Source organism: Ferroplasma acidarmanus Fer1 (assembly GCF_000152265.2).
In the GTDB taxonomy this organism is placed as follows: domain Archaea; phylum Thermoplasmatota; class Thermoplasmata; order Thermoplasmatales; family Thermoplasmataceae; genus Ferroplasma; species Ferroplasma acidiphilum.
This window is the reverse complement of record NC_021592.1, coordinates 776,123-798,789: the sequence shown is the minus strand read 5'-3', so window position 1 is coordinate 798,789 and position 22,667 is coordinate 776,123. Positions and strand designations below refer to the sequence as shown.

At 34.4% G+C, this 22,667-nt stretch carries 25 protein-coding genes and 2 pseudogenes; 6 read left to right on the top strand and 21 right to left on the bottom strand.

The window, feature by feature from the left end; translation table 11 throughout:
• Window positions 1-505: 505 nt before the first annotated feature.
• Window positions 506-676, top strand: a complete 171-nt coding sequence (locus FACI_RS10380; protein ID WP_009886827.1) for a hypothetical protein — start codon at window positions 506-508, stop codon at window positions 674-676.
• Between the two features lie 240 nt (window positions 677-916).
• Here FACI_RS10380 and FACI_RS09950 read toward each other — a convergent pair.
• The 4 genes and pseudogenes from FACI_RS09950 to FACI_RS03910 form a co-directional block, all read right to left on the bottom strand.
• Window positions 917-1,315: pseudogene (locus FACI_RS09950) on the bottom strand (transposase); the annotation flags it as partial.
• Window positions 1,316-1,336: 21 nt separating this feature from the next.
• Window positions 1,337-2,275 (bottom strand): IS3 family transposase, encoded by a 939-nt coding sequence (locus FACI_RS09945; protein WP_009886825.1) that lies wholly within the window; start codon window positions 2,273-2,275, stop codon window positions 1,337-1,339.
• Window positions 2,275-2,544, bottom strand: a complete 270-nt coding sequence (locus tag FACI_RS03915) for a transposase (RefSeq protein WP_019841506.1) — start codon at window positions 2,542-2,544, stop codon at window positions 2,275-2,277. The genes FACI_RS09945 and FACI_RS03915 overlap by 1 nt, the downstream gene beginning before the upstream one ends.
• Before the next feature lie 88 nt (window positions 2,545-2,632).
• A pseudogene (locus FACI_RS03910) lies at window positions 2,633-3,172 on the bottom strand (IS5/IS1182 family transposase); the annotation flags it as partial.
• A gap of 82 nt (window positions 3,173-3,254) precedes the next feature.
• On the opposite strand from FACI_RS03910, the gene FACI_RS03905 reads away from it, so the two are divergent.
• Window positions 3,255-4,481 carry an MFS transporter gene (locus FACI_RS03905; RefSeq protein ID WP_009886822.1) on the top strand — a complete coding sequence of 409 codons (1,227 nt, stop codon included), beginning with the start codon at window positions 3,255-3,257 and terminating at the stop codon, window positions 4,479-4,481.
• Between the two features lie 35 nt (window positions 4,482-4,516).
• Here FACI_RS03905 and FACI_RS03900 read toward each other — a convergent pair whose 3' ends face one another.
• The 7 genes from FACI_RS03900 to FACI_RS03870 form a co-directional block, all read right to left on the bottom strand.
• Window positions 4,517-5,098: a class I SAM-dependent methyltransferase gene (locus FACI_RS03900; RefSeq protein WP_009886821.1), complete on the bottom strand. Its 582-nt coding sequence runs from the start codon at window positions 5,096-5,098 to the stop codon at window positions 4,517-4,519.
• 187 nt (window positions 5,099-5,285) lie between these two features.
• Entirely contained in the window at window positions 5,286-5,882 is a 597-nt protein-coding gene (locus tag FACI_RS03895; RefSeq protein ID WP_009886820.1) for a hypothetical protein, read from the bottom strand.
• 76 nt (window positions 5,883-5,958) lie between these two features.
• Complete coding sequence (locus tag FACI_RS03890; RefSeq protein ID WP_009886819.1) at window positions 5,959-6,951, bottom strand: proline racemase family protein; 993 nt, start codon at window positions 6,949-6,951, stop codon at window positions 5,959-5,961.
• A 49-nt stretch (window positions 6,952-7,000) separates the two neighbouring features.
• The gene (locus tag FACI_RS03885) at window positions 7,001-8,146 is read right to left on the bottom strand and encodes a M20 metallopeptidase family protein (protein WP_009886818.1); all 1,146 of its coding nucleotides are present in this window, start codon (window positions 8,144-8,146) and stop codon (window positions 7,001-7,003) included.
• A gap of 237 nt (window positions 8,147-8,383) precedes the next feature.
• Window positions 8,384-8,668 (bottom strand): hypothetical protein, encoded by a 285-nt coding sequence (locus FACI_RS03880; RefSeq protein WP_009886817.1) that lies wholly within the window; start codon window positions 8,666-8,668, stop codon window positions 8,384-8,386.
• 74 nt (window positions 8,669-8,742) lie between these two features.
• Window positions 8,743-9,759: a nuclear transport factor 2-like protein gene (locus FACI_RS03875; RefSeq protein ID WP_009886816.1), complete on the bottom strand. Its 1,017-nt coding sequence runs from the start codon at window positions 9,757-9,759 to the stop codon at window positions 8,743-8,745.
• A 249-nt stretch (window positions 9,760-10,008) separates the two neighbouring features.
• Entirely contained in the window at window positions 10,009-10,251 is a 243-nt protein-coding gene (locus FACI_RS03870; RefSeq protein ID WP_019841487.1) for a helix-turn-helix domain-containing protein, read from the bottom strand.
• A 185-nt stretch (window positions 10,252-10,436) separates the two neighbouring features.
• Here FACI_RS03870 and FACI_RS03865 point away from each other — a divergent pair, with 185 nt between their 5' ends.
• A complete protein-coding gene (locus FACI_RS03865; RefSeq protein ID WP_009886814.1) occupies window positions 10,437-10,628 on the top strand; it encodes a hypothetical protein in 192 nt (63 codons plus the stop codon).
• 11 nt (window positions 10,629-10,639) lie between these two features.
• Here FACI_RS03865 and FACI_RS03860 read toward each other — a convergent pair whose 3' ends face one another.
• From FACI_RS03860 to FACI_RS03815, 10 genes are all read right to left on the bottom strand, one after another.
• Window positions 10,640-11,896 (bottom strand): MFS transporter, encoded by a 1,257-nt coding sequence (locus tag FACI_RS03860; RefSeq protein WP_009886813.1) that lies wholly within the window; start codon window positions 11,894-11,896, stop codon window positions 10,640-10,642.
• Window positions 11,897-12,165: 269 nt separating this feature from the next.
• Window positions 12,166-12,531 (bottom strand): hypothetical protein, encoded by a 366-nt coding sequence (locus FACI_RS03855; protein ID WP_009886812.1) that lies wholly within the window; start codon window positions 12,529-12,531, stop codon window positions 12,166-12,168.
• A gap of 112 nt (window positions 12,532-12,643) precedes the next feature.
• Complete coding sequence (locus FACI_RS03850) at window positions 12,644-13,477, bottom strand: SDR family oxidoreductase (protein WP_009886811.1); 834 nt, start codon at window positions 13,475-13,477, stop codon at window positions 12,644-12,646.
• Between the two features lie 233 nt (window positions 13,478-13,710).
• The gene (locus tag FACI_RS03845) at window positions 13,711-14,274 is read right to left on the bottom strand and encodes a hypothetical protein (RefSeq protein ID WP_009886810.1); all 564 of its coding nucleotides are present in this window, start codon (window positions 14,272-14,274) and stop codon (window positions 13,711-13,713) included.
• Window positions 14,271-15,032, bottom strand: coding sequence for a hypothetical protein (locus FACI_RS03840; protein ID WP_009886809.1), 762 nt, complete (start codon window positions 15,030-15,032; stop codon window positions 14,271-14,273). The genes FACI_RS03845 and FACI_RS03840 overlap by 4 nt, the downstream gene beginning before the upstream one ends.
• Window positions 15,016-15,867 (bottom strand): ATP-binding cassette domain-containing protein, encoded by an 852-nt coding sequence (locus FACI_RS03835; protein ID WP_187288965.1) that lies wholly within the window; start codon window positions 15,865-15,867, stop codon window positions 15,016-15,018. Before FACI_RS03835 ends, FACI_RS03840 begins: the two co-directional genes overlap by 17 nt.
• A gap of 2 nt (window positions 15,868-15,869) precedes the next feature.
• Complete coding sequence (locus FACI_RS03830) at window positions 15,870-16,700, bottom strand: hypothetical protein (RefSeq protein WP_019841485.1); 831 nt, start codon at window positions 16,698-16,700, stop codon at window positions 15,870-15,872.
• Window positions 16,701-16,708: 8 nt separating this feature from the next.
• Window positions 16,709-17,263 carry a hypothetical protein gene (locus FACI_RS03825; RefSeq protein ID WP_148285723.1) on the bottom strand — a complete coding sequence of 185 codons (555 nt, stop codon included), beginning with the start codon at window positions 17,261-17,263 and terminating at the stop codon, window positions 16,709-16,711.
• Between the two features lie 204 nt (window positions 17,264-17,467).
• Window positions 17,468-18,625 (bottom strand): acyl-CoA dehydrogenase family protein, encoded by a 1,158-nt coding sequence (locus FACI_RS03820; RefSeq protein ID WP_009886805.1) that lies wholly within the window; start codon window positions 18,623-18,625, stop codon window positions 17,468-17,470.
• Between the two features lie 282 nt (window positions 18,626-18,907).
• Window positions 18,908-19,771 carry an IS481-like element ISFac5 family transposase gene (locus FACI_RS03815; RefSeq protein ID WP_009886695.1) on the bottom strand — a complete coding sequence of 288 codons (864 nt, stop codon included), beginning with the start codon at window positions 19,769-19,771 and terminating at the stop codon, window positions 18,908-18,910.
• Window positions 19,772-19,889: 118 nt separating this feature from the next.
• Here FACI_RS03815 and FACI_RS03810 point away from each other — a divergent pair, with 118 nt between their 5' ends.
• From FACI_RS03810 to FACI_RS03795, 3 genes are all read left to right on the top strand, one after another.
• Window positions 19,890-20,144, top strand: a complete 255-nt coding sequence (locus FACI_RS03810) for an AbrB/MazE/SpoVT family DNA-binding domain-containing protein (protein ID WP_009886802.1) — start codon at window positions 19,890-19,892, stop codon at window positions 20,142-20,144.
• 441 nt (window positions 20,145-20,585) lie between these two features.
• Window positions 20,586-21,233 (top strand): phosphoribosyltransferase, encoded by a 648-nt coding sequence (locus FACI_RS03800; RefSeq protein ID WP_009886800.1) that lies wholly within the window; start codon window positions 20,586-20,588, stop codon window positions 21,231-21,233.
• A 35-nt stretch (window positions 21,234-21,268) separates the two neighbouring features.
• Window positions 21,269-22,651, top strand: coding sequence for a PD-(D/E)XK nuclease family protein (locus tag FACI_RS03795; RefSeq protein ID WP_009886799.1), 1,383 nt, complete (start codon window positions 21,269-21,271; stop codon window positions 22,649-22,651).
• The last annotated feature ends 16 nt before the right edge of the window (window positions 22,652-22,667 follow it).

The following is a 22,667-nucleotide window of genomic DNA, read 5'->3' as shown; positions in this document are numbered from 1 at the left end:
TTTCTTTAGTATTTTCAGGTTCTTCTATCCAGATTAAGTTATAATTAAATCCCGACTTATCCACTATTTTATCCGAGATGCACAACCAATCTCTACTCGTGAAAACTTACTGCGTTACACAAGAAATGTGTATAACAATGGAATACTTTCTTTATATGGTCTCAAGGAGTGATTTATTACTTTCTTTCATCTATGCGTGTGGGAAGTCCATGAAGAATAATGAGCCAATACGATCAGTTACACATTTATAGAAAGAGATTTTCCTTCTCTGTAGAAGAACTTCATTCATCTATACTAAAGAGACCTATCACTTCGAGCCTCTTTTTATGGTCCATTTTCAGATGGACTTTCCCGAGATCTTACTGATTTACAATCAATAGGACTAATTTCATTTGATAGGATAAAACTTACCAACAAAGGTTTTAAAATCGCTGCTTCAGTTTGGAATAACTTACATGATTTTGAGAAGCAACAAATATTTAAGGTCAAGTCTACCTTCAATTATATGAGTTTAACAGAATTACTTGATACAGTGTATTCAAGATACCCAAAATTCACTAAAAGATCAACCTTTGAGAAAGAGGTAGTTGATAAATATTTCGCTGATTTTCTGGAGGAAAATGATATAACTGAAGAAGATGTAGTTTCTGCCGTTAACCTGGCTAAGAAGGCCTAGAGTCAATCTACTATTAACAACGTGAATTAAAAAAAGTTTATAATCCACCACATAAATATCTATTAATATATATTTAAAACCATCATACATGCCCACTGTTATCATGTAACATTTTATATATAAGATATTTATCCTAGTTGTTATGGAAACTACTAAGTTTAGTGTTGCTTCTTCGTTGAAGAAGAGATATATAAGGATAGCACCTATACTATTTTTTCTCTACGTTAGTGTGTTGCATAATTAATAGGCATGTGTCATCCCCCTCATAATATTGTAATTGACTACCTTAAGAGCTAATTCCTGTATAATATACTCTATTTTCTTAGCTTTAATTATCTCTGTCATTACTCTTTTTAATCCTGAAAAATATATTTCTACAATCCACCTTTTGCTATAGCTATTATTCTCTTTCCACTGTTCCATGGAGTTCTTTTTTATAAATCTCACAATCTTAGCCCTTGCATATGAACCTCTGGATTTGGTAGAAGCATTTTTCCTGGGTGGTATTACTGCATTATATCCAAACATATTGTAGATATATTTTGAATCATATCCCCTATCTCCAAATATTCTTAGAATATTATTTTTCATCTTACTCAATAGTTTTCTGGCAGCCTTAGAATCATGTGTGATCTGTTCCCCCAAAATTTGGACAGTTTTTTAGTGTAATATTGAGACACTTTCATTCCTCCTGCTTATATTAATTTTCCTGTTTTTCAATCTTCTTTCCTCCTTTTTCTTTCTCTCCTTCAGAAACTTATTCCTGAATTCTTCACTGCTGTTCCATTGCTTTTCAAATTCTACAGGTGTTAAATAGCCTATAGAAGAATGTGGCCTGTAATTATTGTAATCATTGAATGCATATTCTATTAATTCCTTAGCATCTTCATAGCTTTCAAGGTCATTTAGCCATATATAATCAGTTTTCAATGAATTGTGGAATGATTCTATATCACCATTGTCCTCAGGTGTCTGTTTCTCTATGTACTCATGAGGTATATTCAATAGCCTTGCAGGAGTTTTGAATTCCCTGGCTATGTACTGTGGGCCATTGTCTGTCCTAAGTACCAGATTGTTTAAGTTAGAATCTTTGTATCTTATGGCATATGCATCTTCTATAGGCTTTACACAGTCTTTAGCTGTGCATGCCCTTGAGAAATTATATGATAGCCACCTTTTAGAGAAACAATCCTTTACAGCCATTAAATAGCACATCCCATTATGTGTCCTGACATAATGGATATCAGTTTCCCATAGCTGGTTTATGTCTGAGGGCTTTGTTAAATTCCTTTTATTTGTCCTGTTCTTATGCTTTGCATATGGGAGCTGTAAATTATTAGATTTTATTATTCTCCTTACTGTTTTTATGTTTATTTTAACCCCTTCATTCCTTAATACAGCCCATATTCTCCTGTGCCCGTATGTTACCCTTTTTCCTGATATTTCCAGTACCTTATTTATTATATTTTCAGGTATCCTTGATTTCCTATGCCTTACTGTACTTTTCCTGTTATAGTGGATATATGACCTCTGTATTCCTGTTATTTTAGAGAACCTTGATACAGACAGTTTATCTCCAAGGTTATTCACTGTTTCCATTATCTCCTCCCTCTGTAATTTTTTTTTAATTCGTCTATGACTAAGGCCTGGTCACCTACCAGCCTCTTTAGTTTATCAATCTCCTTCTCATACCCATTGTTTACTCCAGAACCATAGAATCCCTTTTTCCCTGATTCTATAAACTTATCCCTCCATTTATAGAAGTTTGATACAGATACTCCATGCCTTCTGCATAGCTCTGCTATATTGTTTGCTGTAAATGATTCCATTACTATTGCTACCTTTTCATCTGCTGTAAATTTCTCCATCATATCACCTCATTATATTCTAATTTATATTTATCCATTTCTATATATTCCACTTGATAACTGTCTAAATAATAAAGGGTACGCACCAATGTGTATGCTCATCTGTAATTGTGAATGATAATACAGTAACATCTTTTAATGATATTATTACATGCAGTTTTATCCATCCCTTCCTTTTCCTATGCCATTTATGCCTTAAATAATCTCCCCTTATTGTTATCTTATATCCAGTAGAATCTATAATGCAATCCAGCTTACTGTTAATATTATTCAATTCAGGCTTGATTCTCCTTATCCTCCTGAATATTTCACTGTATGATATTGATTTTATATTAGCTATAATTGCTAAGGATCTTAACATGCCTTCAAGAGTTCTAAATGGTATATTGAATATAGATCGCAATCTGGCTAAATACATTATTAATGCATCAGGAACTTTGTATGGATGGCCTATTTTTCCACTATTATTTTCCTCCAGTAAAGTATCATAATCTTTAATGAATGATAAATCTGTAAGGTATTCTATTCTATCTACAAGTGATTCATTATACTTTTCCCATCTCCTGTTTGAACCAATCCAGTATCTTTTTATACTTCTATTTATTTTATTATTGATTTGTGGAGTCAAAGCAAATCACCCCTATATTTCACTATATAGGGGTTTTTCCTTTTAAGTTTTAAATTTATTATGGGATAATTATTAAATTAGAATGAATTATGCAACACACTATCTCTACGTTATAAATTTTTTAGACCGGGTGAACTTATCCTATGCAATATCTGCAGGGATGTTCCCTGATATAGGGGTACCGAAATCATCAGCTGATTTAATTGCAGGCATAGCATCGGCACTGTTTTTCGTGGCATACGCCATACCACAGGTGTTTACCACATTAAGAATAAACAAAGTAGGTGTAAGAAAAATATTCGGAATAGCCTTTACTGCATGGGGAATAATAACAATTATAACCGGTTTTGTCCAAAATGTGCCAGAAATTTATGCCCTGAGATTCATTCTTGGATTGGCAGAGGCTCCATTCTATGCGGGAGTTATGTTCTTTATGGGCGTATGGTTTGTTGAGTCTGAGAGAGGAGTTGCGAATGCCTTTTTCAATGCTGCAATTCCGGTTGCTGGCATATTTGGTGGCTTACTTTCCGGTGAAATTTTTACAGTTTATCACGATAATCCTGGCTGGAGATATCTATTTATAATTGAAGGTATACTTGCCCTGATCTCAGTAGTAATCTTATGGATAGTTCTAACTGATTTTCCATCACAGGCCAAATGGATGAACAAAGATGAAATAAATGCCCTTGAATCAGACCTTGATATTGAGCAAAAAAATAAAGCTTTAAAAATCCCTTGGAAGAAGGCATTAATGGAGCCTGATGTTATTTTATTAACACTTGTATACTTCTTCGGCGTAACAGCACTCTATGGGTATTCTATATGGCTGCCGTCAATTATAGGGTCTTTTGCACATGTTAACGCAGCTTCTTCCAGTTTCCTGTCTGATATACCATATATAGTTGCAGCCATAGCACTTATCTTCATACTCAGGTATTCTGATAGAAAAGGCGATAGGAAAAAACTTACAGCCATTATATTCTTTATTGCTTTTATAGGGCTTGCAATAAGTGCATTCTCAATATCGAACGTCTATGTATCTTTTGCTTTCTTCACAATATCAGCTATTGGAATATTCACCTTCCTCCCGGTTTTCTGGAATATACCCCAGGAATCATTAACAAAGGAAAGTTCTGCAGCATCAATAGGGCTTATCAACGGATTGGGCAACCTGGGAGGTGCAGTTGGCCCTATAGTTGTTGGGGGGCTTGAGACCGTAACGCATTCCTTCGTAGCAGGTGTTTATGGGATGGCATTATTTGCTCTGGTAGCTGGAATTCTGGTATTATTCGTAAAGCATTCCAGATAAAATAATTTATTTTTTTATATTTTGTTATTTTTCAATTAAATTTTTTGAAATACCTTCAACTGCAAATCCCATTTCCCATTGCCTGTGATGGGTATTTCCATAACTGTAGAAAAGCTATTTCTTAAATAATCCATATCTATAGATTGTTCTGGCAGAAGGTCGATAAGGATAAAATAAGCCCCGCCATTAAGGCATTCAATAACATTATCATAGGCCCTAAATCTATTTTTTCCTAGATTATGGAAAACCAGGTTTGACATTGCAAGGTCAAATTTTGTTTCTATGGTAAAAGGAGTTAAGAGGTTGTGGTTAATCAATACAACTCTATTATCTATGCCAAGTTCCTTCATATTTTGAAGTGCCTTTTCCATGGAGGACCCTGAAAGGCTATCATGGTTAAATATGTCAATTCCTGTGATTGATGCATAGGGAAAATGTTTTGCAGCTATGGAAACCATAAAGCCGAGGCCGCAACCCGCATCAAGAATATTTATTTTTTGAGTTGCTGGATACAACGTGTCAAGTACCTGGTTCATCTTTTCTTTTACCAGTCCCCTTAATTTTATAGACTCTTCTAAAGATGAATGGTGATATGTTCCAAAATCAATCTCTGCCATAGTAATTTTATCCCACTTCAATATTTATTTATTTGCATTTCACAAATACTTTCAAAATTTTTAATATACTGGCCTTTCCAGCTATAAATACCATTTTCATTTACTTTATCACTTTGCCCTTGCTTTTTTAACTATGACAACAAAATATTTCAATATAATCTATTTTCCCTGGAGGTTATTAAAATAATTAAAACAGAGATTTTTTTTGCAACACCAAAGCAGGAACACTGAATACAATCATAGCAGCAAGGCTCACTATAGAAAGCATAAATGAATGCACGTCAATCCCTATGAATGAGAAAATGCCACCCATAGAAGGCATAATTAATCCCCCTAGACGCAGAGCACCGATTTTCGTATATAATTTTCCGAATCTTTCCTTTAACCTTCTGGAAAGGACTGCAATGTATATCATTACAGGGATGATATAATTTTTCTTCTCTATACTTATATTGAGGCTATTTTTGAATTTGTTAATATATGCAACTTCTATATTTTGAGAATAAATAGCGAAATCTATGTTTCCCATGTTTAACTTTTTCATATCCTTTTTCGGAATCCAGAAATTGTTTCCCATGTAATCCATTGCAGAACCTCTTTCTAGGCTGCCTTCTTCGAGGAAGTTATGGCTTATGATATATTTGCCCTTTTCCCGTTTTAATTGTATATTGTCAGTCCCTTCTATGGTTATTTCTTTTCCATGATCAGAGATAATAATATCCACATTATAACCATCTGGGCCCGTAATTTTATGGTTTTCATAAACATATATTGTGTCCGGCATTTATAGTGTTTTATAACATAAATATAAATAAATATTGCGAAATATTTACACAAAAAAACAATTGTTTAATGAATAATCACTGTACCAGAAACCCGTGTTTTAAAGGATCTGATGGGTCAACTATAATCTTGCACAGCTGTGTTACCCATGCCCTCCCTGTAATTTCAGGGATAATTGCAATGGTGTCGTTGACTTTCTCCCACGATATTATCCTGCATTCAAATTTTGTCCTGAGAATTGACTCATTAACGTAGCTGCCATCAAGTTTCAACTTCCCCTCATGGACAAGAAAAGCGGCCCTGGCAGCAGTTCCCGTTCCACATGGCGACCTATCAAAGCTATTGCCTGCAAAGGTAACTATTGCGCGGTAATCATGGTTATTATCGGTTATCATTGCAAGTGGCTCCAGGTTTTTACGGTTTTCAGGGTATAGTTCTTTTAAAGTTTCATATGCTTTTTCCCTTATTATTTTCCCGTATGCAAGCAGGTCATCAATATATTCAGGCTCCACATCAACTCCCAGGTCCTTAGAATTTACAATGGCGTAGAAATTTCCCCCATATGAGATATTTACATCCACATTTTTACCGTTCACATTTACCTTAATCTTCTTTACAAAATATGATTTGACATCCACTATGGAGACGGAAACAGGTTCTCCGTTTTCTATCTTAACCATCGCCTTAACAGTCCCAGCTACTGTGTCATATACCAGTGTTTTCTCATTTCCTTCAAATGGGACATACCCCAGTGCAACCAGCGCAGTGCTCACACCAATTGTTGCATGCCCGCACATATCAAGATATGATTCGGTTGTAGGATAAATCACTGTGTAATCGCTATCAGGGTTTACCGGAGGAAGGAGAATGGCACCGAACTGGTCCTTATGCCCTCTGGGTTCAAGAAGCAATATTTTTCTTATGTAATCATAATGGTCAATGAAATATTTTCTCACAGAAAGTGCATCCCTTAAATTTTTAGGAATGTTATTCCAGAACATAATACGTGTTGGCTCTCCCTCTGTATGTGTATCTATAACATCAATAGTAAAATCAGATTTCAAGCTCATTATCTAATAATTGGACTATAAATAAATAATTTTGGATAAAATAGTTAATTTATTCCTTATTCAATATTTCCATTGCGGCTTCCTTCAAAACCTTCGCACCGGTATAAAGTGCACTTTCATCCACATCAAAAGTTGGCGAATGATTCATAGAATCAATTCCTCTTTCAGAATTGCTCCCGCCAATGAAATAATAAGCCCCAGGAACTTTCTGCAGGAAGTATGCGAAGTCTTCACCTCCCATATTGGGCTTTGGATGTATTATATTATCTTTCCCAACAATCCTCTTTGCCGCTTCCTCTATATATTTAGCTATTTTTTCGTTATTTACCAGAACTGGATATCCCTTCTTGTATTCATACTCATATTCAATTCCATAAATGGATTTTAGTCCTTCTAATATATCCTTTATCCTTTTTATTATCTTTTCCTGAACCTCTATGTTGAATGTCCTTACAGTTCCTGTGAGTTCCGCATGTGCAGCTATTATGTTATATCTATATCCTGAATTCACTGTTCCGGTTGTTATTACTGCAGGCTCCTGTGGGTCAATTTCCCTTGAAACAATTGTATTCAGCATTTCTATAAGGTGTGCGGTTATGTAAATAGCATCAATTGAATCCTGTGGCGCAGAACCATGCCCGCCTTTCCCATGTATTTTAATATCAAATTCGTCTGCATTTGCCATCATTTCCTTATAGTATATTGCTATCTTTCCTGCAGGTATAAATCCCATTATATGCTGCCCTATTACAAAGTCCACATTCTCCAGTGCACCGTTTTTAATCATGCCAACCGCACCACCTGGAGGGAGTTCCTCGGCTGGCTGGAAAATTAACCTTATGTTGCCATTGAGTTTTTCCTTTTCTACTATCAGCATTTTTGCTGCTCCTAATAGCATGGCCATATGGGTATCATGGCCGCAGGCATGCATTACACCTTTATTTTTAGACACATAGCTAACTTTGTTTTCTTCTGTAACTGGCAAAGCATCTATATCTGCCCTTATTGCCACTGTTTTTTTCCCATTTCCCTTTATATCTGCAATTATTCCGGTTTCTGTGATCCTTTTCGGGTTTAAGCCCATATCTCTTAATTCCTTTTCCAGCCTATCTGCAGTTTTAAATTCTTTAAAGCTCAATTCCGGGTTTTCGTGGAAATATTCCCGCATTGCAATTATGTATTCTTCAGTCTCCATAAGGAAATATGATATCAATCTATATTAATGGTTCTACTAATTTTTCATTTATTTGTTTCAAATTTATAATTTATCCTGTAAATATATATTTTGAAGTTTATACTCCCTATTTAAGATAAGGAAAACCTGTAAAACTGGATGAATATCAAACAATGTTAGAAATATAATGCCCTGAAATGTTAAATTATTCTATTATACGGTTTTTATTCTAGAAAAGATGCAAATTACCATGGAAAATTACTGCGATATAAATCTATACAATAATACAGTTCCTGTTAATCCTGTAATATTTATAATTAATAATGGTAAAGACACATTTAATCCCAGAAATTTTGAAAAATTGTAATAAATATAGAGTGTCATTGCACTTTGAACCATGAATACAAATAAGAATACAAATATTTGATTATATACTTTTAATCCAGTTTTTTTATAATTTTTTATGTAGCTAAAGCTGATTATTAAAAATATTATGAATTCAATAGCAATAATTACCATATTTGTTATCCATATATATTCCATTGAATTACCCTATAATTTTTCTTTATTATAATTTATTTGCTAAATATAAGTACAAAATAAAAATATTTAGTTTATTAAAGATCAGTTAAATTCCCTGAACCGGTTATGCGGAATGTTTCATTTACTATTTTGAAACTGTTTTCTCCCAGATGGCCGTTGAATCCATAGTTATAGTATGTTATAGCATATGTTGTATTTATATACTGGAACGCATTTGTTGTTGCATTCTGGACTATAAACTGTGTAAAGTTTGCACTTACTGTTGCCATATTCCCGTTTATCGATATTTCCGGATTATTCGTAGTGCTGGTTGATGCATAGAACCATACGGCTTTCCAGGCTGTGAAGAACTTGTTCCATGTTGAATTTATGCTTGTTATTCCGGAATATGTTCCGTTTAATGGCCCTCCGATCCAGTGCAACGTTGCATTATTTGCATATTCTTTCATTATTAGCGACAGATTCTCAATTGCTATCTGGTTCCAGTGCTGCAATGATAATGCATTAATCTCATTGTACTCTGCAAATTCCTGTGCATATGATACATATCCAGACCCTGTTATATGCCATATTTCATTGTATATGTGCCAGCTGTTATTCATATACATCATATTAAGTGTATAGCTTACATTCAGGTACTGTACCTGTGTTTCATTGTTGAATGGCGTTAATATAAACTGGTTGGTTGATGTTACATTTGAATAATTGCCATTTACTATCACAGTTGGTGGTGTTTCTGCATAAAACCATACTGCTGACCATGTCTTGAAGAACTTGCTCCAGGTTGAATTTATGCTAGTTATTCCAGAGTACACTCCATTTAAAGGCCCCCCGATCCAGTGCAACGTTGCATTATCTGTGTATCCAGCAGAAACATTTGCAAGATTCTCTATGGTTATATTGTTCCAGTGGGCATAAGCCGCTTCCAGAGCTGATGATGCTTTTGCATCGCTGTATGCATCCTGTGATTTTTTTAGCTGGGTATCTTTATGTGCAATTGTTGAGTTATCAACGGCGTAAAAACCTATAAAAAGCCCTGCAAATATTATTGTCAAAGCAATAAATATAGCTGTTAACATTTTCATGTTCATATTTATCACTTGATTATAAGTGAAATTAATTTAAGAATATTTCAAAATTACATACAAATTATAGATAAGTTATATGCAAATTCTGTATAAATCTGAATAAACAGTTACGTTATAATTAACATATAATTTAATTCTATCTTCCTGTCATAGTTTTCCGGCACTTAACATAGAATACGCTTTATAAGTGTTAGATTTAGCCAGATATACTATTGCTATTATCATGGAATTTGTTACATACCAAATCTATAATTAAGGATCCCATTTAATCCCTGCAGCCGCAAGTGTTTCTTGAAATGTTTTGATATTGTTTACCAGAGTGGGGCTTGGAAAGTATACCTTCCCGTAACCCTGGCCCTGTACAACAACAAAATTATTTGAAAGCAGAACTTTCATATGGTGTTCAATGGTACGGTAATTTACACCAAGGCTACAACTCAATCCATAAGCGTTTTTAGGGGATTCCATCAGCGATTTCATTACTTTAATACGCATTTCCCCTCCCCTTGTAGATATAAATATCCACCATAACAGCCTTTTAAAAGAGCTATCAAATTCTGCACCCAAATCCCATCTTTCAATATATCGGTTCTAATTATTTAATAATTTTACATAAAAATATATCTGCATGTACCATGCCACTTAATAAAACTTAATATATAAGGTAAAAATCCGAAGCTATGGAAAGGCTTGCCATTTTAGATTACATTATAGGTGCAGTGGCCATTATAATGGTAATTTACGCCGCTGTATCGAATATTTATTTTTCATTCAAGTTTTTCACCTATTATGCGGCATTGCCAACTGTAATAATACTTGTAATTTTATACCTTTTGCACCGTCACATATATAAATTAAGAAATGAGAGTTAAAATTTAAAAAATTATGATGCCTGCTTCTCGAATTCCGGATGTTCTTCTATTGTGCTTTTTGTCATCTTTTTTGTGAACACCACAAACAATACTGCCAGGAATGCAGGTATAATTACAGACAGAAGCGATGTTTTCTTGAATCCCTCTGATAGGAGAGCTTCGTATAATGGCCCTCCTATTATGGTTCCCACATTGAATATAAAGAATAGAAAACCAGAAATCGTCCCAACTATCCTATCCTCTACGGAATCCTGCCCGAGGGCCACAAGAAGGTCAACATAGACTCCCCATCCGGCTCCAAAAATGAAAGTAGATACAATAAGCCCTGCAAATGATGTAAACAGGAAAAACATTCCCAGGGAACCGAAAGCAATTAAAAGTGAGGTTATTATCACCATATACTTTCTTCCTATCTTATCGGCTGTGTATCCAATGGGGAAAGCCATTATGAATCCCCCTGCTCCTGCCATTGAAGCTATTATAGCCGCATTCCCTTTAGATATTAGAAGGCCCTTTATCAGGTAGTCGGAGAAATAGCCAAGGTATCCTGCAAATAATGCTATTCCGAAGAAGAATACCGATATGGATAAAAGTATAATATTCCTGTTGAAGACATTTCTTATGTTCAATTTTGTTGTTGGCTTTTCCTTTTTGAATGTAACAGGTATTACCATTATTACCAGTGCCAGGATAATTATTGCCAGTGCACCAGATATTTCGAATGGAAGCCTGAATGCAGGAAGGAATGGTTCTATAAGATAAGGGCTGGCAAATAGCCCTATTGAGAAGAAAGTGGCCCAGACAGATACAGCCCTCCCCCTGGTTTCATAGAATATGTCGCCAAGTAGAGCTACTCCAGCAGGCTGGAATATGCCAACACCCACTCCAACGCCAAGCCTTGCTATGAATAATTCAGGTGTTGTTGTAACAAAGCCTGTCATTATGGTGAAGGCTGAAAACACCAGCACAGAGAGAATAACGGTGTTCTTAACTGAATACCTATCAAATAAGTATCCTCCCACAAGGCTGAATATGGCTATGCCTATAGCATACCCTGTAAGTATAAGCCCTATTGAGAGGTATAGCGGGCCTGTCAGCGAGGGAACAATATACGTCGATCCGAAGGAATAAATTTCTCCATCAAACCCTTCCAGAAAAGCAGGCAGGCCAGCAACAATAGCTATTATAATAAATCTTGCAAGGCTTTCACCTGCAGCCTGTCTGACCGTTTCCTTTTTTTGAAATCCCAATTTAAAAATACTATCCATACGTTTGTCAATGTTTAGCACTATATAAAAATATCCTGCACATTTCCGGAAATTTATCTATGATTTCTTCCAGGATGTATTCTCAAGCATATGGAGTACAGTCTGATAAAAATAAATATACTTAATTTCAGCCTATAATCTAGCAATACTTAAAGTTAATTTTTATTGCTGTATGTGGTGCGGTGTCTGACTTTGCCCCATAATTAGCTATAGTTTTCTAATCTATTGAGAATACTGGCAATTTAATATTGCATTATTATGGTATATTCCTATAGTATCAATAGAAATCCGCCTACTATTTCCATAACAGGGCCTATTACAAATCCGCCACCCAGTAGAAGTATTATAAATCCTAGGAATATTATAATAACCCCATTGAGAACTTTATCTTTTCTTCTACCTCCGTCTGCCCTGGTGTAAATAATATATGCCAGAATGATCCATATTATAGGAATAATTGCCATAACAATGGAACTGCCTATCACTGCTGCTCCTGCTGGATTGAAAAAGAGAAGCTGTGCTGCTCCTCCAAGCCCCGAAATAAACAATAAAAGCAATACTATAATTCCTGAAATAAAGGTTATAATCGAGCCAATAGATGTAATGAGATACCGTATGCGTGCGTTAGATGCCATTAATATCTATATAAAAGAGAGTATTAAAAGGTATTCTTATAAATATTGTAAGCATTGTTTTATATGGGTTATAACAGCACAATTATCAGGTAGCAATTATAATGTTGCCTGATTACCTTTGCCTCATCATTTTCCATATATCATCAGGAAGGCTTTCCATCATGTTGAACATGCTGGAGCCATATAATGCCTGCCCACCATCGGCGGTAACAACTTCCCCATTGATATAGGCTGCCATGTCCGAGATAAGAAAAGCAGCTATGTTGGCTATTTCTTCCTTTGTTGCAAGCCTTCTTTCAGGGTTTCCGGATATTATCTGCTTTTCATAATCATCACCGGGGAGAAGTCTTGACCACGCACCTTCAGTCTTAAACGCCCCCGGAGCTATTGCAACTGTCCTTATCCCCTTATGCCCCCATTCGGCTGCAAGAGACCTTGTAAGGGCTAAAACTCCAGCCTTGGATATTGCAGATGGGACCACATATCCGGAACCTGTCCAGGCATATGTTGCCACAATGCTTAGTATTGTACCCTTCATGGAATTAGAGAGCCACCTTTTCCCCATTTCCAGTGAAGCATATGCTGTCCCATGTAAAACAATCCCCATTACAGTATCAAATGCCTTCGGCGTTAGGTCCTCTGTCCTGCTGATGAAATTTCCTGCTGCATTATTTATTAAAACATTAATTTTCCCTGTTTTACTTTCTATTAAATCCACTGCATTTTTAATCTCATCAGGATTCCTTATGTCGCATTTCACAGCTTCAATTTTGTATCCCATATTATTAAAATATTCCTTTGCAGCAGTAAGATGCTCTTCTTTCCTGCTAATTATTGATACTGTAGCACCTAATTTCAGGAAAGTTTCCGTCATCTGTTTTCCGAGGCCTGTTCCTCCGCCTGTAATCAGGATATTCTTATCTTTCAGTAAATTCTCTTTAAACATTGATGAATATATGATGGAATGATATAACTATAATGCCTGGAACAATATTTAATCTAAATGCAAATCAGGTAAGAATTAAAATATGCGCCCTGGCAATATCAGATAAATCCTGAATTTAAGATATTTATCTCTACACTTTCTGAAAATGTTAAATGTAGACTGTTGTGTTATTTACTCCGTATCAATAAAACTTTAAATAATGGAATATATGCAAGATAATTATTGACTTACCATTATTTATGTTTATTATATAAAATTCCTGATAATATGCCAGTGGCTGCTGTTGGTATGGCAAAAATGTAAATAATGGCCATCATTGCATAATTTCCCGGCGGATCAACAACTATAAGATTTAATTTATTTACCTGACTGGAGTTCTCCCTTCCATAAATTGTTAGTGTCGAATTATATTTTATCATATAATATCCGGCTGTCAAATTTACATTTACTGTGTTTAGAATATTTTTTTCAAAAATTTTATGGCCAGTTGAATTATTATAATGCAGACTAACAGAATAAATTGATACACAGTTATTAATCGTATAGTTTTGCCCATTTTCAATTATGCTGGTGTCCGGCATTAATTTCAATTTACCTCCATATGTTCTGAAGAATGCTGAATAGTATCGCCCCTGAATTATGTAGTGTGTTGTTCCATTGTATTTTTCAGTTATGTTGTTTTTGGTATTAAGAGTAAATGAATTATCATAATGGTTTGCAAAGGGAATAGAGGTAATTAATACAGCAAAAATAACTAATAATATAAGAAATATGCGTAACAGGCTTTTATAATTCATCTCACCACCTTCATATCTCTATACCGTGCTATCAGCATGGTTAGGAATATAAACATTAAAGAAAGCAATACTTCTATTATAACACCAATAAAAGTAATGTGGTTAAAGCCGTAATTTAGATAGCCGTATACAGGATCAACCACATGGTATAATATTGTGTTCTGTGGCCTTATGTATACAAGCGGTACCAGAAAATAAAAGAATATTATAATGAAAGCACCCGGGATCAATAAATTTTTTGTTATTGCGGATAATACCATGCCTATACTTATAAAAAACATCAAACTTATAAAAGTGAACAGTACCAGATGCCATATTATATAATATTCTATTGAGAAAAAATCTACGTAGGAGATTACAAAATACGAAATGGATAATATGAGTAGGGGATAAATAACAAATAGAATAAAATATGAAAGTATTATAGAATTCTTTCTGAATCCCATAGAATACATAACAAGAAATTTATTTCGTACTATAGACGAAGAAAATAAAAATACTTCATAGGATGAAATAACTATTGTAACAATATAAAATATAGTGAATAACGGATATGATGCATAATACAAATATTGCTTGAAAAAAAATAACACACCAATTTCAGGGTAACCAAAATTTAAATGCGGCGATATGGATATAGATTGAATATAACTGAAATATACAGTTGCACATATGCCTATTATTAGTATTATTTCAATGAAATACCTGCTGTCAAAGTCCTGGAAAATAATAGACATAAGATTATTTTTGATTCTCATAATACTCAACCATCGCAGGAGGAATTCTGGTAATTTCCTTTATATTGCTTTCAGGTATAACGTCTATTATATCCCTTATTGAAGCGTTCTTAATGACTATTGAATCGTTAACCATAAAATGTTTTAATCCTTTTAATTTCCCCTCCACAGTTTTAATGTCATAAAATTTCAGGGCGTAGGCTATATTTATATCATCCCTGTAAAATGCCCTGACTTTATTTCCTGTAATTGTTAATATTTGATTTGCCTGCTGGTTTAATTCATCGTTTATGTGGCTTGTAATCAAAAATATAGAATTAGAATTTAATTGCTTTAATTTTACAGCTTCAGCGAATCTCCTCCTGTTTGGCTGGTCAAGGTTAGAATTTGGCTCATCAAATATATATAATTTATAGTTTCCTGATAAATAACATGATATGTACAGTATCTGTGCCTCTCCCATACTTAAGGAAGATATCCTTGAATTTATAATATGTTCCATCTTAAAATATGACAAAAATCCATATATTTCGGAACTGGCCACTCCTTTTAAGCGAGAAAACAGGCTAATATGTTCCCTGACAGTCCCGGAACCAAAATATACTGGATTCTCAGGCATTAACGATGTATTTAAAAAAGCCAGTCTGTGATTGTTCACTGGATTATAGCCGTTAACGTATATTTCCCCTGAGTTAATGCGGTAATTTCCCATTATTAAATAAATAATTGTGCTTTTGCCGGAACCATTTGGGGAGATTAAAAGTGTAACTCCCTTATCAACTCTGAATGTAGAGTTTTCGAATATAGTTATATCGTCGAACCTCTTAGTTGCATTGTCAAAGTATATTCCATCCATTATTATCTCTTCTTTTTTACCTTTATGGAAATTAAATATCCTATGCCGATTATCCATATCACCGCATAAACTATTGTATACTTTTCAATATAGGATATATAATTTATAGCAGTTATCCCTACGTTTGTTCTGTCAAGTTTCATTGTAAACCATGATGTCTTGATGCCGATATTGTCCTGTATCATAGCAGCTATGCTGGAATTTCCAGGAATCGATATTGAAGACAGTATTGAATATCCCCTTGACTGTATAAAATTTGCATAATTAAAAAGGCTATAATTGTAATCCTGTATAACATCCGTTAGTGATTCGATCTTGCCAATATATGGTATATATTGAACCTGCTTTTTTCCATAATTAACTACATAATGTGAAGAGGGGCATGTTGTATACATTCCTTTTATTGCTATCACATTATTGCCGAATATCACAATACTTCCTGTATTGATGTGGTTTTCCTCTGGAAACATAGCCGTAAATACAGTTCCATTTAATGGCTCGGAAAATGTTCTGTTTGCTATAATGGTTCCTGTAGAGTTACATAAATAACTATGAAAAACTGCAGAAGATCCGGTAATATTTATATACATACGACCATTTATATATAAGTCCCCATGCTTAAGTGTTTCATTTTTGTATATAGAATTACTCGGAAATGATTTACAGCGTAACTTTGATGTATAGCTATATACAAAGTATGCACCATTTGTTGCAGGCGAAGGCTTTTCTACGTCAACCTCGCTGGAGACATTGTCTATAACAGCTATCATAATACTGGCTGTTAATATTATTAAGATAGCAATTACAGTCATAAATATTGTTCTTCGCTTCATCTATGCACCTAACAATCCATATTTTTTACCAGGCCAGTTATGTCTATAAATGCCATACTGATTTCAGATGGTGTCCTGCTATAGGCTATGGAATATTGCATAAATACATCTCCATTACTATAAATCTCAAGATTTACATTCATTGCAACGTAATTGTGTGTATAGGAACCACCCCAGCTAAACCCTAGATTTTTCATTACTACATATCCGTTATACTCCTTAAAAGTCCCGGTAGAATTTGAAGCCGTGATTACATAACTGAACTGTTGTGTAATTATTGTACAACCTCCTGTGTTCCCGGTTACCTTTCCCAATACATTGCATGCAATATCATGTTCCAGGTCGTGATAATTATAATAATAGGTTTGTGTGACATTGAAATATCCTGTGTCGATCGAGTTAACAGAACTAAATAGACCTGACGATACATTTTTTGTTTCAATAATCAAATTACTATGCTGAGTACATATTATAGGGGAATACGGCAATTGAACCTGATTGCCCCCCATATAGCCGCTGCTTATTGCAGGGGCGAATAAAATCATAGTAAACATCACTAGCATTAATACACCTGCTACCATTCTCTTTATATATAATGATATTAACACATCAATATATATATATTACGATAATAATATTAGTAAATAATTTATTATTAAATAATTTATTGGTATTTTGGAGGAGCTCAGTGGTTTGAATTATCAGAAGAATTAATATATTGAATATAGTGTGTGTAAATATGTATAGCTGTCAATAATATAAAATAATTATTTCAAAATTGCTTTAGATATAATAACTTTCATGATATTCAATGCCCCTTCTGCTCCAACAAGATAGGAGAATATTCCCCTTGCAGCCATCTCTATTCCTGAATCCTTTGTATAGCCATAAGCACCGAACCACATCATTACCTTTTTTGTCGTATCCATTGCTATCTGGGGTGATTTAAGCTTGGACATAGAGCTATATATATAAAAATCAGGGTCTTCCACATCTGCAAGGTATGCAGCTTTGTAGTTTAACAGTGCTGCCATTTCTACATCCGTTCTTAAATCTGCAGCTTCGAATGATATGGCCTCAAAGTCACTGAGGTGTTTTCCGAATGCTTTCCTTTCCTTAATGTAGTTCAATCCCTCTTCCAGCATTTTGTAGGATAATCCGTTGCATGCTGCAGCTACCATTATACGTGCATGGTTAAACCCATCCATGGAATAGTAAAATCCTTCGTTTATTTCGCCTATTATGTTCTCTTCAGGCACTTCCACATTTGTATATTTTATCCCTGAGGTAGAAATACCCATCCTGCCCATGTTATTTAATTTTGTAATTTCAATGCCATCTGCGTTGGCAGGGACATATACCATTGTTATCCCCTTATGCCCTACTCCTTCCTTTGTCTTAACCAGTGTAAGATGGCCTCCTCCATTCTTTTTGGCTTCCACTGCGCCGCTTATGTACATCTTCTCTCCGTTGATAATTACCTTTCCATTTTCTATTCTTCCCGTTGTTTTAATATTAGCAACATCACTCCCTCCGGATGGTTCAGTAGATGCTATGCCGATAAACTTGCTTCCATTCGCTATTTCTGGCAACAGCTTATCCTTAAGTTCCTGTTTTCCGTACTTCTGAAGTACATATGCCCATGAAGTATTCAATAAATAGTATACAGATGTTGCCATACTGGTATCTATCCTGGCTATTTCCTCAGATATAATTACAGAATCCATGAATGAGAGGCTTGGCCCGCCATATTTCAGTTTAATTAATGGTGAAATAATGCCATTTTCTCCGGCTTTCCTGAAAAATTCCATGGGAATTTCTCCATTGTTGTCTATTTCCCTGACAAAAGGCTTTAAATTCTTTTCTAAAAACTCTGCAGTATTTTTTCTTAGCAGTTTCTGTTCATCACTTAATGAAAAATCCATATTATTTTATGGATTTATGATTATTAAATATTCCTAACTGGGTATAATTATGCACAATATACACAATCCAAATATTATTAAAAAGATATACTATAGCAATCATTGACAACATTAAGAAACTAATCCCATACTGGTTTTTGTGTTTATCATAGGGGTTGACTGGTTTATACAGTCACCGCTTATTCCAGAACTTATGGCTAGCCATACCATTTATTTTTCTAAATTCAATATTGTACTGTCCCATTATTATTTCCTTTATATACTGTATGAATTTATATTTTTTCATTTTACCACCATTTTATTTTTATATGCCATTGCTGGTGTAACTATATTATCACCATCTGACAGTGAGTCATGCATCCTTTCATAGTTGTAATGGTATACTACCTCTTCCCAGGTACTGAAATATGGCCTTAAACGTTTTATGGTATAGTTTAATCTCTCCAGTTTTCCATTTGTTTCAGGGTGTTTTACCCTTCCAAGTATGTGTTTTATATTACTGTTATCTAAGTATTCCTGGAACTTATTGTGATCTCCAGGTATTCCATTCTTACCATTTGAAAAGAACTGTGTTCCATGGTCTGTTAATATCTCTTCAGGCTTACCGTAAGTGTTTATTGCTATTTCCAGTGCTTCTATTGTATTATCTATTGTTTCCTCACCGTATATTCCCATTCCTACTATGAACCTTGAAGCATCATCTTCTATTATTATTAACTTCTCACTGTCACTGTATTTAGTCCAGTCCATATGCCATAGTGAGTTGCTATGTTTCCTCTCATATTTTATATATTTTCTCTGTTTCTTCTTATTATTGCTGTTATCAACCATATTTAATAATAACAGTATTCTGTATATATTGTTTTTAGCTATTATTATCCCCTTTCTTTTAAGGTATTTCCTTATTCTTTCAGGTCCTGACATAGGGTATTCATATCTTATTTTTTTAACTATTTCTATATCCTTGCTGTTTAATTCCCTATGTTTCCTTTTACCTATTGTATATTCTCCATTATCCCTGTATTTTTTGTATATGTAATTTACATACCTTGTTGTTATTTTCATTTCCTTAGCTATTTCTGTAGATGATCTTCTCTTATTTTTCTCCCTTATTATATATTTTATTTTTTTCTCATTTAACTTCATTCTGGGCTTATATTCTTTTATTATATTTTTAGAGGGTATATATAGGAAATATTTACGGGACAATATATTCTAAATTCAATATAATAAAGTATAAATAAAGATTATACACATAACTATTATGGAGAAAAAAATGAAGATAGGGCCGAAGGGGCAGGTCGTTATCCCGAAAGAAATCAGGAATATAACCGGGGTAAAAGAGAATACAGAAGTCATAGTATCATTAAATGATGATTGCATAGTTATTAAAAAATCGAAGCCAGCAACTGAAAGCTACTTAACTTATTACACAGCCACATATTCTAAGAAATTGAAAAATAATATAGATATAAATAAAATATTAGATGGGGAGTATGACCGAGATTTTCTACATTGATTCAAATATATTTATATTTCCAGCCATTTATGAAAATGAGAAGGCAATTATATCCGGCAAAATTTTAACATTTTTGAGCAGGAACTCCTCTTCTGAAACAGCAGATCAAAAATAACCTTCAGGATGCCTGTTTGACTGAACAGGATTGGTGGAGAATGAATTTGCTTTGATCAGTATTAAGGTTATAAATATCCTGGGGTTATCTGCAATTATCCTGGCTTCTGAACAAGTCTTCGCGTGAAACCATATATTGTATAGGGGTATTCGTGGATATAAGTATAACTGCCTTATACTCTGTCTGGCGTGTTTTTTGCCGTTATGACAGGGGAGTTCATGCCAGATAATTTTCATACTAATATATTTTTTATCCACTGTCATTGCACGAGGAGATGTAACTTAAAGAACTTTAAAATAATAATAACCACTTATCCATAGATAGAAATGGAATTCAAGGCTACATATGTTTCATGGAACGAAATAGAAGAATGGACAAAGGGAATAATGAAAATGGTCATAGAGGATAATTATAATCCCGACATAATTATAGGCATTGCACGTGGTGGCCTTGTCCCTTCAAGAATGGTTGCTGATTACCTTTTCAAAAAAGATTTACTGTCAATTAAGACCGAGCACTGGGGATTAACGGCTACAATGGATGGAAAGGCTGTTTTAAAGGAAAAATTGAATTATGATATTACTGGAAAGAAAGTTCTCATAGTGGATGATATAACAGATACTGGAGAAAGCATGAAACTCTCATACAATTATATTAAGTCCCTTGACCCCGCAACGGTAAAAACAACATCAATGCTTTATGTAAATGGTTCTAATTACACTCCAGATTACTACGGAAAAGGGCTTTCAAAGGAACAGTGGGCCTGGTTTATATTCCCATGGAACGTTTATGAAGATACATATAACCTTTCCAAGAAATTTATGGAAGACCCAATTGATGTAGAAAAACTTAAGGAAAAATTAGTAGAAAACTATAATTTGAACGTTGATGATGTTAACCTCAGCGAAGTCCTGGAAAACATTGCATCCTTGAAGATGTTGAAAAAACGGGAAAATAAGTTTTCAATACTATAAACAAAATTTTTTTAAGCCCGGAACAATGTATTATAATGTCATTTTTAAGGGAAGTTAAATCTTCCATCCTCAGTGATACTGAAAATACATACATTTCACGTGTACTGGAAGATAGAATAAAAATAAAAAATTTCGATATTCCCGAATACCTTTACGTTACAGACCTTATAAACCCTGTAAGGTCATATTTTACAAGAAAATATCCAGAGATTCCGCTGCCAGAAAACGTTGAAGCCAGAATGAAAAACGGAGAGGAAATACATTTTCTTGCAAGGCAATGGTTTGAACAATTGCCGGGCTTTTCCGGATCTGAAGTTATATTGACCGGTGCTGATATAGGATTAAACGTTGTTGGGAGGGCAGATTTTATGCTCTATAATTCCATTGTTGAATTCAAGACGAAGCATGTTGACATGATAGACCTTGAAAGCATATACAGCGTTTACAGTTCTGATCTTGAGCAGTTGCTTTTCTATGCTGCAATGAATAAAAATTTCACGGAAGACAATTACCTCGTTTTCTTTTCAGATGAAAAATTTTATGTTTATAAGGTTTCAGTACATGACAGGGCAATAATAGAAGATGAAATGGTTTACCGTTTTTCCCTTATCACCAGAGCTATGGAAAATGGAGATATCGGAGATTTTCCCCCGTGTTCATATTTTGGATATGGATGCCAGTTCTCAGAGGCACAGGTATGCCCCTGCCACTCACTCCGCCACAGTGATTCTTCATGGATAAGCAATGTGGCAACCGTAGAAGAGGATTATGGCATGGAATCCCGGCTTCAGGATATATACGAACATGGCAAAAGTACTATAGATCTCAGGTTTTATGATCTTATATACCCGAGGAAATATTACCACAAAATTACCGGGGATTCCAGAAATGCAGGAAGCAGCGGGCAGATACCTGATTCCTATTATGAAAAGAATAATATAAAATTCTTTGTCCTGGGTTCCATAGACAGTTCAATACTGAATGTAAGCGGAACCGAAAAAGCAAACATCAATAAGGTATCAACGTTGCCACTATACGGTGATGACAGGTACATCATCAAAAATATATATGACGAAAATACAATAGTTCCATATTTATTAAAGATAAATAATTCAAAATATACGAACAATATTCCTGACACATATTATTCGGAGCTGGCAATTACATGCGCAAGGAGAAATATAAAAGAAGGCCTTATAGTAGTGGTATATCCGAAACTTGAAAAAACCATAAAAGTACACGAAGTTAAGTTTGACATAGATAAAATTATCTCAGCATGCAGGACATCTATAGAAAATATTGAAACTGCTGTTGCCAGAAAGACTCCGGAGATACTGGACATGTGCCCGGAATTTGCAATAAAGTCCTGTGATTTTGCCTCATGCAGTTGCAGAAAAGAAATAATAAAAGGAAGGTAAAAGTATTAAGCTATTA